We start from the raw sequence: 13,914 nt of genomic DNA, 5'->3' as shown, positions 1-13,914 counted from the left end.
ATCCGGGAAAAATTGCGAGTCCTCCTCATCTAGTTATCCTTCCATGATATAACCCTCTTGCAGGTTTTGCTCCACAAAGCCCGCCATATACCGCATCTGAACATCAATTGGGCGAAGACTTCCCATCAATACGCGATTCTGAACGTCATTGGGCTCGGCCGGAAGTGCAAAGGCACGTACATAAGGGAATTCTATTCCAAGCGTTGTGTAGATTGCGTTGACAAGCTGATCGTTACCACAACGTCCAAACACATTAAGCAGCACAGCACCACCTGCATACAGTTTCTCTTTTGCCATGTTAAAAAAAGAACGGTTCGTAAACTGCTCTGGTGTGCCCGTTGCCGTAAATGCATCTATAACGATATAATCGTACGTCGCATCCTGCTCCCGTTCCAGCAGTTCTCGTCCATCCCCCACCAGGACAGGCGACCCTTTGTATCCAAAAAAGTGCTGACTGATTTCCACAACCTCCGCATCCAACTCCGCTACCTTAACTTGTCGATCAGACAAATAAGAAGGGATTGTGCCAATACCCTGCCCCACGACAAATACGCGATTGTAATGCGGATTATTTCGCTCCATCAGATGTAACATAGCCCTTGGGTACTCTAGAACAATTCTGGAAGGTTGCTCTACATCGATCGCTCCCTGTACGGCATCATTAGAGAACTGCAATACGCGAAAATGTCCTTTTTCCCCGTAAAGCCTTTTCGTCTCGTACACCGTCAATTCATGCTGCTCACTTTTATTCCGGTAAAGTACTCTCAACTTCCTGCTCCCTTCAGATAAACCTTTGAACCTATGAAATCCATATTACAAAGAAATCGTGAACTCAATCCTGCAAACCAATCGCTTCGTGTAATGCCTGCACATAAGCCACACCGAGATTGGAAAGTGACGTGCTTTTATGACAAATCCACCCGACATTAATGGACTCTTCACATTCAAGCGGAACCGGAATAATTTCATTGCCGTTCAGATCGGCGCTAAGCACTCCGGTCGAGATCGTATACCCGTTCAAACCGATAAGCAGATTAAATAAAGTCGCCCGGTCGTTGACCTGAATGCTTTTGGGATGAGATAACGTACTCAGAATTTCTTCGGAAAAATGAAAAGAATTATACTCCCCCTGGTCAAAGGACAGGTAAGGATAATCCTGAAGCTGTTCAATGGCCACGGACTCCTGCTTCGCAAGCGGATTGTTCACACTGATGAAAATATGCGGTTTCGCTGTAAACAGGCTTGTAAACACAAGTCCGGCATCCTTTAATAATTTATTGATGACTTTGGCGTTGAATTCGTTCAGATAGAGAATGCCAATCTCACTCCGAAGACTTTTCACATCCTGAATGATCTCATACGTTTTAGTTTCCCGCAATGCAAGTTCATATTCATCATGACCATGCTGCTGGACAAGCTTTACAAATGCATTCACCGCAAAAGCGTAGTGCTGTGTGGATACCGAAAAGTGCTGCGGAGACGGCTTCGCATTCAGATAACGATTCTCCAGCAGTTCGGCTTGTTCGACAACCTGACGAGCATAACTTAGAAACTCCACTCCTTCTTTGGAGAGAGTAATGCCTTTATTGGTCCGTTCAAAAATGGTAATACGAAGCTCCTGTTCCAGATCGCGGATCGCGTTTGATAAGCTCGGCTGGGAGATAAACAACCGTTTGGCGGCTTCGTTCATCGATCCGTGTGTGGCAACCTCGATTACATATTTAAGCTGTTGTAGTGTCATGACTTGACTCCTTTTTCCGATATCCCTCGTACATCTTATATTCCATCACATGTTATATTGCATCAAGAGAAAGTTTTCTTTTGGGCGATTCCTGTCACTAGATTCTCTGCTTCCAGCGAACAACGTTCAGGAAACATACTACGTTGCTCCAGCTTATTCTGAATAAAATCAACGACCTGCTGCAGAGAGGTGATCTGCTCTTCTACCTTTTTCTGATAATTGACGAGCATCTTCCGTTCCTCCGGGAAATCGTTCAAATCCGACTCCAGCGACATCTGAAGAAATGGCTTCATCTCTTCAAGAGACATGCCCGTTTTCTTCAGACACGTAATCAGACTCATCGTCTGGATGTCCTGTTCCGAATAGACCCTGTGGCTACTTGCTTTACGCTCCGCACGGGGGAGCAGACCAATCTTCTCATAATAACGAATGGTATCTTTGGATAACCCCGACCGCTCCGATGTTTCATGAATGGAGAACGTACTTTGCTCACTCATCATTAGCCCTCCCATACCCATACTTCTCTCTATCATATAACTTGGAGCTGGCTCCAAGTCAAGCCTGAAATATCCCTCTTGACTTGGAGTCGACTCCAAATTATAGAATGACACGAACACATGAGGAGGTCATTTTAATGAACCCAGTAAATCCGCTTCACACAGCCGTAATAACCGGCTCATCTTCAGGAATTGGCCTGGAACTAACAAGACAGCTTCTAAAGGATCAGTGGGAGATTATCGCTCTTAACCGCTCCGCGTTCCCGGCAGATGATCGTGTAATTCAGTCCGCATTAAGCTCAGGTCAATTACGATCCATTCAAGCCAATTTCACGAATTATGCCAGCCTTCGCTCAGCGCTGGACCAGATTCGATCACAGACGGATTCCATTGACGTCCTGTTCAACAATGCAGGCGGAAGCACCTCTACCCTCCAATACTCCGACCAGGGGCGTGAGTTGCATTTTGAGCTTCAGACGGTGGTTCCTTATATCATTTATCGGGAGCTGTATGAGTCGCTCCGCCAAGGGAGGATGAAAACCGTTGTGAACACCTCCTCGACTGCTTTTCGCATGCTAAAAGCGTTCGACCTTGATACGTTGGAGCGGCCAGCTTCCTTCAAAAAGCTTTTTGGTCCTTACGCTGCGTCCAAGCTCGCCCTCTCATTGTGGACAGCTGAGGCTGCATCCAAAGCTATGGCGGATGGCATTCGACTTCTTAGTGTTGATCCGGGTGGAAACAACACGCTAAGAAGCAACAAAACATCCGGTTTGCCCTTCTATATCAAACCTGTTATGAAATTATTCTTTTCTCATCCAAGTCGAGGTGCATCACTGCTTCATAACGCAGTGCTCGGGAGCGTGAAGCATGATTCTGGTGCGTTTCTGGTTAATAATAAGGCAGCACGCCTTCGTTTTCATGAGCAAGGATCTACCATACTTCAACGTGTGCATGAAATCTATGAGCAAAATTATCTGAATACCTAATTCATGCTTGAAATTTACCGCTCTCGCCCTGAAGAAGTCTGATTCCAGACTTGACCGAATAAGGTCAGGTCTTTTTATCTTTGTCCTTCATATTTTCCAAGCCTTCGTTCATAGGTGTAAGCATGGTGAGTAAACCACATGACGCGGATTGCAGCGGATATCGGAAGGAGACATCAGAATGAGTAAAGAAAAACAACCCAGTGCTCAGCCGTATATTATCCCCCAACCTATTCGAAGCGACGGTGCAGGCGGCCCGGATTATGGACCAAGAGATGTGTTAAGAGACAAGCAAAATCCCGATATGCTTGTCCCCCCTAAGACAGATAATGGCTTGTTACCTAACCTCAGGATGTCCTTCTCTGACACCCATATGCAGCTCAATCACGGCGGCTGGTCACGTGAAATTACGGTACGTGACCTGCCTGTTGCCACTACGCTCGCCGGCGTGAATATGAGCCTGACTCCAGGCGGCGTCCGCGAACTGCACTGGCATCAACAATCTGAATGGGCTTATATGATCTGGGGTACAGCCCGGATCACTTCTGTGGATCAGAACGGGCGAAATTTTATTGCTGATGTCGGTCCGGGTGATCTTTGGTTTTTCCCAAAAGGACTTCCTCATTCGATTCAAGGGTTGGAGAACGGGTGTGAATTTTTATTGGTATTCGATGATGGCAGTTTCTCTGATCTGAATACATTGTCCATCTCAGACTGGTTTGCCCATACGCCACCAGAGGTACTATCCTTGAATTTTGGCGTTCCTGAATCAGCCTTCCAATCGATGCCCAAGGAACAGGTTTATATTTTTCAAGATGATGTACCTGGTTCACTCGAAAGCCAGCGCGTTCAATCCCCCTACGGAACCGTTCCTCTTCCGTTTACCTATCGTTTGCTTGCACAGGAACCTTTGATCACACCTGGAGGAAGTGTTCGCATCGTTGATTCCACCAACTTTCCGATCTCCACTACAGTCGCTGCAGCGCTAGTCGAGATCAAACCTGGGGCGATGCGTGAGCTACACTGGCACCCCAATGCCGATGAATGGCAGTACTATTTGACGGGTGAAGGCAGAATGACCGTCTTTGGTGGCAATGGGATCGCACGCACCTTTGATTACCGGGCCGGAGATGTAGGGTATGTTCCCGTTGCCATGGGGCACTATATACAAAATACCGGAAAAGACACATTATGGTTTTTGGAAATATTCCGAAGTGACCGGTTTGAAGATGTTTCTCTCAATCAATGGATGGCTCTAACACCGCGTGATCTGGTTCGAGACAATCTGAATGCTCCTCCAGAACTGCTGGATGCATTACGGAAAGTGAAGTGGCCTGTCGTATAAAATAGTATAAACCTATATCATATGCACGAAAATGGGGTAAAAGGAAGAGAACCCCACATAGACCAAGGAGGAATATGAAGATGAAAGCCGTTACGTTTCAGGGCATCAAGGACATTCAGGTGAAACAGGTCGAAGATCCGGCACTGCAACAGCATGATGACATTATCGTTCGTATTACTTCAACGGCGATCTGTGGATCGGATTTGCATATCTATCAAGGCGCGCTACCTGCTGCAAAAGACTATGTGATCGGTCATGAACCGATGGGCATTGTGGAAGAGGTCGGACCTGAGGTTACGCGAGTCAAAAAAGGGGATCGAGTCGTCCTGCCTTTTAACATCGCTTGCGGTCAATGCTTCTACTGTAACCACGATATGGAGAGTCAATGTGACAAATCGAATGGAAATCCTGATATTCATACCGGGGGTTATTTCGGGTTCACCGAGCGATATGGTGGTCATCCAGGCGGTCAGGCTGAGCTGCTACGAGTGCCTTACGGCAACTTCACTCCATTTGTCATTCCCGAATCCTGTGAGCTGGAAGACGAGGCATTATTGTTCCTTTACGACGTGTTGCCGACGGCATACTGGAGTGTTGAAAATGCTGGCGTCAATCCTGGGGATACCGTCACCGTACTCGGCAGTGGCCCTATTGGGCTAATGACGCAAAAGTTTGCCTGGATGAAAGGAGCCAAGCGGGTTATTGCCGTCGATCGTCTGCCTTATCGACTAGATAAGGCTAAACGTATGAATGACGTAGAGGTTTTTAATTTTGAAGAGCATGATGATATGGGTGAGCATATCCGCGAGATCACTCAGGGTGGAACAGATGTTGTTATTGACTGTGTTGGCATGGATGGCAAAAAGACCATGCTGGAAGAGATCGGTCAGAAGCTAAAACTCCATGGCGGGGCGCTGAGTGCCATCGAAATCGGCATGAAAGCCGTGCGCAAGTTTGGAACACTACAGCTTACAGGCGTGTATGGCTCCTCCTATAATATGTTCCCTTTGGGAAACCTGTTTGAGCGTAACATCAACATTAAAATGGGACAAGCTCCTGTTATTCATTATATGCCCGAACTATTCCGTAAAATTACAGCCGGTGAATTTGATCCAACTGAGATTATCTCACACCGTGTATCACTGGATAACGCGAGCGAGGCTTACCGGATATTTAATGACCACGAAGATGAATGCACCAAGGTTATTTTAAAACCCTGAATGAACGAAAGAAAGCTTCGGTAATGGATACTACATTACAGGCTCATTCTTTTGGCAATACAATGAAGGCGTCAAGACCAGGAATAAAAATAAAAAGCAGGCTTCTCTTACAAGAGAGGTCTGCTTTTTGCTTTTGAAGTTTCTTTATTCTTTAGGATATGAACCGTGCCTCTTCCCCTCTCACACTCCACGCTTAATTGCCTGGATATACACACTTTCTCCTTCAAAGCTGAGAATTTCATCCTGCTCTTTCTCCACGATATTAAAATAACTTCTCACCTTTCCCGTCGCATGTAGCATTCTTGCTTCAAGCTCCAGCCGCCCTTCTCCAAAGAGGGATGCACGTGTGCACCAATCATCAAAATGAAATTTTTTTGCAAAAGAAACCATCGTTTCAACCCGATACCCCATACGTTCCAAAAGTCCAATCCATTCTGTTTTCCGCCATGCCCGAACATGACTTGGGTCACGCCTTTTCTCTATGTCGTTGTAGAAACGATCCAGTTCATCCTGCTCGGGAGCCACATTGTCAATAAACAATAATCGGCCACCAGGTTTGGTCACCCGATAAGCCTCGGAAACAAACGAGGATACATCTGGAAAATGATGTGCTGCAATTCGGCAGGTCACCAGATCAAAGCTATTGTCCGGAAAAGGAATATGCTCAGCATCTCCCGTTACAAAATCCACATTTTCATGACCATTGCCCTGGATAAAACGTGCAGCCGCCTCTAACATTCCTTCAGTCAGATCGAGGGCTGTCACGCGACTTACCAGCGGAGCAAGCGCATTCGCGACATGTCCTCCACCCGTTGCTATATCCAGCACACTCATATGTTCTGCCGCCTGAGATGATGCAACGAGTAGCGCGAGGTCCTCACCTTGTGCATGAATTGCACTTGTGACATAATGCTCGGCATTCTGAGAAAATTGCTTCCGCATCTGATTTTTGATCTGATCGTTCTCCATGATCGTTCCTCCTCTTCTTTTGCATATCTCCTTCAGATAAATATTGATTTTACTTTTCGCCACTTCTATTGTTCCATTTAGTGAAACTAAGTTTCATTTAATCTAGAATCATCATATCATACCCCCTATCCAAACGAAACAAGAAACACAAAAAAGCATCCCTTCAATGAAAATTTCACTGGAGAGATGCCTAGAGTTGATAATCGTTTCACCATTGGTACAGCAAGTTCACCTGAACTTACATTAACCTATTTATTATTTAACAAGTGTAGGTGATTTTTTCCACAATCCCAGAATGAGACCCGAGATGACAGAACCAATAACAACCGCGAGCAGGAACAAAATGGTGTGGTTAGCCAAGAGAGCTACAAAGACACCACCGTGCGGAGCGGGAACATTAATGCTCCACAGCTGAGTAAGTCCACCTGCTACCGCAGAACCAATAATACAGGAGGTCAGTACACGAAGTGGGTCAGCCGCTGCAAATGGAATTGCACCTTCTGTAATAAAGGAAAGACCGAGTACATAGTTTGTTAGACCGGATTTGCGCTCTTGCTCCGTGAATTTGGATTTGAAGAACGTTGTTGCAAGGGCAATCGCCAGTGGAGGAGCCATACCGCCTGCCATAACCGCTGCCATCCATGCCCCGTCTGTGTTTCCGCTGGATGTAAATACACCAATCGCAAAGGTATAAGCCGCTTTGTTAAACGGACCACCCATATCAATCGCCATCATGCCGCCGAGCAACAAACCAAGCAATACTTTGTTACCTGTTCCCAGGTTACCCAGTGCATCTACAAGCCAGGTGTTTAGAGCTCCGAAAACCGGATCAAAAATGTAATAAGCAATCGTACCAACAATCAGCAAACCAAGTACCGGATAGAGCAGGATCGGTTTCAAGCCATCAATCGCTTTTGGAAGACCTTTCAGCGCTTTACGCAATCCAATAACAACATAACCCGCAAGGAAACCGGCAGCTAGACCACCAAGGAAACCGGCATTGGAGTTTACAGCCATCAATCCACCAACCATACCAGGCATCAGGGCTGGGCGGTCACCAATACTCATCGCAATAAATCCGGCAAGTATAGGAATCAGGAAATGGAACGCGCCTGTTCCTCCACCAATCGTTTGCAGCAATTGCACGATCGGATTGTCAGGACTTGCAAGTTGTTCAAACAAGAAGGAGATCGCAAGCAGGATACCACCGCCGACAACGAATGGCAGCATGTGTGAAATCCCGTTCATCAAATCTTTGTAAATTTTGCTTCCCACGCTTGTCTTGCTATCGCCTGCACCTTCATCGCTCGCTTTTCCACCTTGGCTACGATAGATTGGTGCATCGCCGTTAACCGCCTTGCGGATCAGTTCTTCGGATTTACGAATACCGTCACTTACCGGTCTTTGCAACACAGGTTTACCGTCAAAACGAGCCATCTCGACGTTTTTGTCAGCTGCAATGATAACCCCTTTGGCACGAGCGATCTCATCAGCTGTCAATACGTTTTGTGCGCCTTCGGAACCGTTGGTCTCAACACGAATGTTGATGCCCATTTCTTGGGCTTTTTTCTTCAAAGCATCCTCCGCCATAAACGTATGGGCGATCCCTGTTGGACAAGCTGTCACAGCAACAACAAATTCTTCTGTATTTGCGTTTCCAACAATGACACCGGAGTTGTTTCTCACGTTGTTAGCACCACTTTCCGTGGAGGATGCTTGTGCCGCTTTCTCTGCTTTAGCTTTCTCTTTCGCAGCTTCCTTCTCCGCAGCTTCCGCTTGTTTCGCATCAAATAAAGCGCTAACTTCTTGCGGCGTATTCGTGTTCATCAGTTCAGCGATGAAATCGCTGTCAACCAACAGCCTTGAAAGAGCCGCTAGTGTGCGGAGATGTGTATTGCCTGCGCCTTCTGGGGCCGCAATCATGAAGAAAAGTTGAGCAGGCTCGTCATCCAACGATTCAAAGTCCAAACCCTGTTTACTTTTTGCAAAAACGACCGTTGGTTCATTGACCGCTTTGGTTTTTGCGTGTGGCATAGCAATACCGCCGCCGATGCCAGTGCTGGACTCGGCTTCTCTTTTGTAGATCATTTCTTTAAACAATGCTGGATCATTAATACGTCCACTCTGGTTAAGACTTGCAATCAGTTCGTCGATCGCCTCGTCTTTGGTTGTTGCTTGCAGATCCATAATCATCGTTTCCTGGATCATTAAGTCAGTGATTTTCATCTTGGAACACTCCCTTAAGTTCGGTCGGCCTGCACATGGCAGGCCTTATATCAGTTATTCAAGGTAATTAAGGTAATTAAAGCGTTGTAATCGTCACCTGATTACGCAATTCGTCAATAAACTCACGTGTAGCGAGGTCATCTGAGAAAGCTGTCGCACTGCCAGAAGCTACCCCTGTACGGAATGCTTCAAACAAGTCTCCTTGCAACACATAGGTACCAACAAATCCGCCAATCATCGAGTCACCAGCACCAACGGAATTTTTTACAGTCCCTTTAGGTACAGTTGCGTGATAGACATTCGTCTCGGTGATAAACAATGCTCCTTCTCCAGCCATGGAGATCAACACATGTTTGGCACCTGCTTCGAGCAATTTACGTCCGTAAGAAACCAATTCCTCACGTGTTTCGATGGTTACGCCAAACAATTCAGCTAGTTCATGATGGTTCGGCTTCACCAGCAGCGGCTGATGAACGAGTGCTTCCATCAGAGCAGGCCCTGTTGTATCAATAACAAACTCGGCTTCCGTCTGCTTGCATACATGAATGAGACGATCATAGAAATCTGAACCAAGTGACGGCGGAACGCTGCCAGAGAGAATGACGATATCTCCTTTTTGCAAAGAAGACAGTCTATTCAGTAATTGCTCAGCCTCTTCTGTTCGAATCACTGGTCCAAGACCGTTAATTTCTGTCTCATCTCCATGCTTCAGCTTGATGTTAATGCGAGTATCATCTGCAATGGTAACAAAATCCGTCTGAATTGCATCTTCCTGCAGCTTGTCATTAATGAAACGTCCCGTGAATCCACCTAAAAATCCGATAGCTGTGTTCGCAGCACCGAGTTGATTCAGAATTCTGGAAACGTTAATGCCTTTACCGCCAGGTAATTTCAAATCCCGATTCATGCGGTTAAGTCCGCCAAGGTTCAGATCGCCCACTTCGACGATGTAATCAATGGACGGATTGAGTGTTATCGTATATATCATCGCTATCCCTCAATTATTTTAGTTTTCTGGGTGATTACCGCACGCCAATGTTCAGGCATTCGCTCCGTAATCAGATCGGCCTCCTCCAAATCAAACAATTTGGCAAAAGTTATATCCCCAATTTTGCTGGAATCAGCCAGCACATACGATTTCCCTGACAATTGATGTGCACGCCTCTTAATCAAGGCTTCCTCTGGATCAGGAGTTGTATACCCCATTTCTGGGTCTACTCCATTACTTCCTAGAAAACACTTGTCAAATCGGAAATTGTCCATGTTCTGCAGCGCGATGCTGCCGATCACCGCTTTGGTATGAATTTTCATCATGCCACCCAGCAAGTAACTGCGAATTCGTTTGCTTACCAGCGCCTCCACATGGGATAGTCCATTGGTGACCACGGTTACATCCCTGGCTTCTATAAAAGGGATCATAGCAAGTGTTGTTGTGCCGGCATCTAGATAAATGCACTCCCCATTCTGGATTTCCTGCGCTGCCAGCCGGGCAATCACTGTCTTTTGTTGAATGTTTTTGAACGTTTTTTCCTCCATGCCTGGTTCTAATGACTTTTCATTCACCAGTGAAGCACCACCATGAATCCGTTTGAGCATCTGACGGCTTTCCAGATCGATCAAATCTCTTCTAATCGTGGATTCAGAAACACCCAGCACATCAACAAGCTCTTGCAACTTCACAATGCCCTGTAAATGTAAGCGTTCTACAATTGCGGCATATCGTTCTTCAGTCAGCATATGCATTCCTCCAACTGCTTCTATAGTATCATAAATTACGCAAAAAACAATCATTTTCATTCAAAATAATTTAAAAACCTTCAAAAACTTTCATCGTTCGACTTATTTTCTTGTCCAAGTGTCCCTATCCAATTGTCCATAACACGCATCTGATAACCTAGTCCCTACAACGGAGAGGTGATGACTTCAATGTCAGTCCGTACGATCAAACGACGGAAACCCTGTGTGTTATATCCAACCAAAGAATCCTCACGCCTTCGTTCGGGCTGGATTTCCTTCAATTGGAGCGGTTACGCAAAAAGAAAAACAACTCATCCCTATCGGCGGATTTCTGCTGATTGGACTGTACCTTATGTTCTGCCTTCCTCCCGCGATTCATATTCCTCTGCATGGATCGGCATTGACGGCTTCGAGAACACAGATCTGATTCAGACGGGAACAGCCCACGATTGGATAAAAAGGAAACCCGTCTATTATGCCTGGTGGGAGATTCTCCCGGCAACCGAAACCAAGATTCCCAACCCAGTAAGCCCAGGTGACTGCATGCGTGGTATCATTACGAAGTTAACTCGCCATTCCTGGTGTATTACCTTGACCAACCTCACTAAAGGCTGGACTTACCGTACCGTTCAACGATATACAGGCCCTCAAAGCTCTGCCGAATGGATCGTTGAGGCTCCCTCCGTAGGTGGTTCTATTACCTCCATGTCTCGTCTTAGTCCAGTTGCTTTCAGTAACTGTCGTCTGAACGGCCGCCCTCCTGCCTTCTGTACCAGAGATAAAGGAATCCTGATTCAGGGCCAGCGTGTCTTATCGATACCGGAATCTCCCAATTGTTGCAGAGATGGATTTGTAGTTCGTCGTGCTCATTAAGGCTTGTCATTAAAAATCCTGCAACAACCGCCGCTTCTGGTGGCAGTGCTGCAGGATTTTGACGTTTTAGTATAATACGGATCTTTTCTACAATAACTCCGCGCTTCCCACTTCCGGCTTGGGTTTGAGCCATTTACCTTCTTCATTAATAAAAGCACCCTTGAATCTTCCCATCTCCAGTTGCTCGATCAGCTTCTCCTCATCCGTTGCCAGAATCTCAATTAACTGTTCTAAGGTGTAATATTCATCTGGATTATAATCAATTAAGATGGGTACAGCGGTATCATATAATTCACGAATCAGATTCTCGAAAGAAAGTCGTCCAAGATTGGGCATCTGCCGATAGACCTGTAATGGTTGAGAGACCATATTGCGAAATGATTTGTTCTCAAGATTCATCCACAACGTGTTACAGGCTTGAACACTCATATAATTTTGCTCTACATCATAGAACTGTACTTCCTCAATTTTCATAAACTTCTCTTGAAAAGCTACAATTTTGGTTAGAGGTACATTGCGTACACGTGATGCTTTTTTCACATGAGCCCTGAATTGCTCATAATTCATTTGTTTTATTTGTTTCTTTTGTTCCATTGGTTATCCCTGCCTTTAACATGATCCAAACGACATTTTACAATAAATCGACACCGAGTGTAAGTCACAATGTAAAAAAACAAAAAAAACGTACAGCATCCCTGCTGCACGAAATACTTTATAAGATTGCCTCAGCCAAGAACTGGGCGTTTCACCCATGTCTCCGTAAATTCCAGCTCATTGTAATCATAAAACCCACGAAGTGTCTCCTCCCGGTCATCAAGGAACAATTGATCGGCTATACCTGCAACCAGTTTGGGGATGGCACTTCTGGTGCCCGATATCGCTGAAGCAGAGAGACCACAACTAGCCAGAGCAGAATAATTAAATATAAACAAACCATGCAGTAGCGCTTTTCCCTGTTCACTTTTACTGGTCATTGCAAATCCAGCGCTTAAAAAAGGGTGTGCATCAAGTAGCGCATTCCGAACTTCCAGCGGGGCTTCGTAACAATCTTGCCAGCGAGCTATGTGCCGCTCTACGAGTTGCAGTTCAGGGCGTAGAGCGGGGTCACTGAGCAGACCTGTGCTTACAATAAGAAAATCAAACGTATAACTTCCATGTGCCGTTTCAACCTTTGCTCCTTGATCCGTAGCTTGCACGCTTAACCATGGTGAGTCCAGATGCAACTCGAACCCAGGCCAAGATGCGGCCCGGTTGAACGTATCATTGGTAGGTGGCTGATTAAATTTGAAAAAGTGAGATATCACCTGATACTTATCAGCTATAGGTAAAGCGTGAAACCGCTCGATCATGCCGGATTGTTCCATTTGGCGAATCGGATTGACTCGTGGTAATTGTTCACGTCTGACAAAAACATGAGCTTCAGCCACACTTGAGGCTAGCGCGTGGTTTGCATTATCAAAAGCTGAGGCTCCACCGCCGAGCACTGCAACCTTTTTTCCTTTTAACCGTTCAAAATCTATCATTTCTGAAGTATGGGCATATAACTCTCGCGGCAGATGATCTGAGATTAGTGAGGGTACATGCCACTCGCCGCCTCCTTGAATACCGGTGGCAAGCACAACTTTCCGAGCCAAAATGTGCTTTTCACGAATTCCTTGTTCGGTTACATGTAGACGATGAATTCCATCCTGCCCAGGTTCAATGAGGTTCAACTTAACTTCGTTCTGTACTGGAAGGTCCAGGATTTCCCGATACCAACGCAAATAATTCATCCAGTCTCTGCGAGGAATTTTATCGATCTTCTGCCATCCCTCAACTCCCTCCTGAGCCTCCCACCATGCACGAAACGTCAGCGATGGAATCCCTAAATCAATAGAAGTAAGGTGCTTCGGCGTCCGCAGCGTTACCATACGTGCATAAGTTTCCCATGGCCCTTCTTGCCCTTCCACATTTTCGTCGATGATCAGAATATTCGAGATCCGTTCGCGCAAAAGTCCAAATGCAGCCCCAAGGCCACTCTGTCCACCGCCTACAATAACAACATCATAGACATGCCCCTCTGCGTACTCTCTTGTACGAACCCAGCTGGTACCTCCAAAACATAAATACGCTAAATCATGCTTCACACGTTCATTCAAAGCTTCGAGGCCCATACTTCACCAACCCTTTCATGATCTATCTGGAACAGGCTCCGTTGCATTCATACATACTTATCTCCAGGTTGCATTGCAATATCCGAATAGAATTAGCGTTATTATATGAGTTGAAATCCAGTAGGGGAAGCTAACAGAAACGTAATTGTCATTCAACCTAAAAAAGTTGG

13 protein-coding genes are annotated in these 13,914 nt (G+C 45.9%); 4 read left to right on the top strand and 9 right to left on the bottom strand.

Going from position 1 to position 13,914, the window contains the following annotated elements; translation table 11 throughout:
• Positions 1 to 33: 33 nt before the first annotated feature.
• The 3 genes from M3629_RS02595 to M3629_RS02585 form a co-directional block, all read right to left on the bottom strand.
• Positions 34 to 768: a spermidine synthase gene (locus M3629_RS02595; RefSeq protein ID WP_251502776.1), complete on the bottom strand. Its 735-nt coding sequence runs from the start codon at positions 766 to 768 to the stop codon at positions 34 to 36.
• Positions 769 to 832: 64 nt separating this feature from the next.
• Complete coding sequence (locus tag M3629_RS02590; RefSeq protein WP_251502775.1) at positions 833 to 1,741, bottom strand: LysR family transcriptional regulator; 909 nt, start codon at positions 1,739 to 1,741, stop codon at positions 833 to 835.
• 62 nt (positions 1,742 to 1,803) lie between these two features.
• On the bottom strand, positions 1,804 to 2,241 hold the full coding sequence (locus M3629_RS02585; RefSeq protein ID WP_251502774.1) for a MerR family transcriptional regulator: 438 nt from the start codon (positions 2,239 to 2,241) through the stop codon (positions 1,804 to 1,806).
• 134 nt (positions 2,242 to 2,375) lie between these two features.
• Here M3629_RS02585 and M3629_RS02580 point away from each other — a divergent pair, with 134 nt between their 5' ends.
• The 3 genes from M3629_RS02580 (at position 2,376) to M3629_RS02570 (ending at position 5,786) form a co-directional block, all read left to right on the top strand.
• Positions 2,376 to 3,224 carry an SDR family NAD(P)-dependent oxidoreductase gene (locus tag M3629_RS02580; protein ID WP_251502773.1) on the top strand — a complete coding sequence of 283 codons (849 nt, stop codon included), beginning with the start codon at positions 2,376 to 2,378 and terminating at the stop codon, positions 3,222 to 3,224.
• A gap of 178 nt (positions 3,225 to 3,402) precedes the next feature.
• Positions 3,403 to 4,566 (top strand): oxalate decarboxylase family bicupin, encoded by a 1,164-nt coding sequence (locus tag M3629_RS02575; protein WP_154886651.1) that lies wholly within the window; start codon positions 3,403 to 3,405, stop codon positions 4,564 to 4,566.
• Between the two features lie 80 nt (positions 4,567 to 4,646).
• Positions 4,647 to 5,786 carry a zinc-dependent alcohol dehydrogenase gene (locus M3629_RS02570; protein WP_251502772.1) on the top strand — a complete coding sequence of 380 codons (1,140 nt, stop codon included), beginning with the start codon at positions 4,647 to 4,649 and terminating at the stop codon, positions 5,784 to 5,786.
• A 180-nt stretch (positions 5,787 to 5,966) separates the two neighbouring features.
• Here M3629_RS02570 and M3629_RS02565 read toward each other — a convergent pair whose 3' ends face one another.
• The 4 genes from M3629_RS02565 to M3629_RS02550 all read right to left on the bottom strand — a co-directional run bounded on the left by M3629_RS02565 (position 5,967) and on the right by M3629_RS02550 (position 10,718).
• On the bottom strand, positions 5,967 to 6,755 hold the full coding sequence (locus tag M3629_RS02565) for a class I SAM-dependent methyltransferase (protein WP_251502771.1): 789 nt from the start codon (positions 6,753 to 6,755) through the stop codon (positions 5,967 to 5,969).
• Between the two features lie 255 nt (positions 6,756 to 7,010).
• On the bottom strand, positions 7,011 to 8,981 hold the full coding sequence (locus M3629_RS02560; protein WP_251502770.1) for a PTS fructose transporter subunit IIABC: 1,971 nt from the start codon (positions 8,979 to 8,981) through the stop codon (positions 7,011 to 7,013).
• Between the two features lie 76 nt (positions 8,982 to 9,057).
• Positions 9,058 to 9,969: a 1-phosphofructokinase gene (pfkB, locus tag M3629_RS02555; protein WP_251502769.1), complete on the bottom strand. Its 912-nt coding sequence runs from the start codon at positions 9,967 to 9,969 to the stop codon at positions 9,058 to 9,060.
• A 2-nt stretch (positions 9,970 to 9,971) separates the two neighbouring features.
• Entirely contained in the window at positions 9,972 to 10,718 is a 747-nt protein-coding gene (locus tag M3629_RS02550) for a DeoR/GlpR family DNA-binding transcription regulator (RefSeq protein ID WP_090920406.1), read from the bottom strand.
• Between the two features lie 189 nt (positions 10,719 to 10,907).
• On the opposite strand from M3629_RS02550, the gene M3629_RS02545 reads away from it, so the two are divergent.
• The gene (locus M3629_RS02545) at positions 10,908 to 11,591 is read left to right on the top strand and encodes a G1 family glutamic endopeptidase (protein ID WP_251502768.1); all 684 of its coding nucleotides are present in this window, start codon (positions 10,908 to 10,910) and stop codon (positions 11,589 to 11,591) included.
• Between the two features lie 87 nt (positions 11,592 to 11,678).
• On the opposite strand, the gene M3629_RS02540 is transcribed toward M3629_RS02545, so the two are convergent.
• Entirely contained in the window at positions 11,679 to 12,185 is a 507-nt protein-coding gene (locus tag M3629_RS02540; protein WP_251502767.1) for a hypothetical protein, read from the bottom strand.
• Positions 12,186 to 12,316: 131 nt separating this feature from the next.
• The gene (locus M3629_RS02535; protein WP_251502766.1) at positions 12,317 to 13,744 is read right to left on the bottom strand and encodes an NAD(P)-binding domain-containing protein; all 1,428 of its coding nucleotides are present in this window, start codon (positions 13,742 to 13,744) and stop codon (positions 12,317 to 12,319) included.
• Between the last annotated feature and the right edge of the window lie 170 nt (positions 13,745 to 13,914).

This window comes from Paenibacillus polysaccharolyticus (assembly GCF_023714295.1).
GTDB lineage: Bacteria > Bacillota > Bacilli > Paenibacillales > Paenibacillaceae > Paenibacillus > Paenibacillus polysaccharolyticus_A.
Note: the sequence above shows the minus strand (reverse complement) of the source record. Positions and strands in the feature narration are given on the sequence as shown.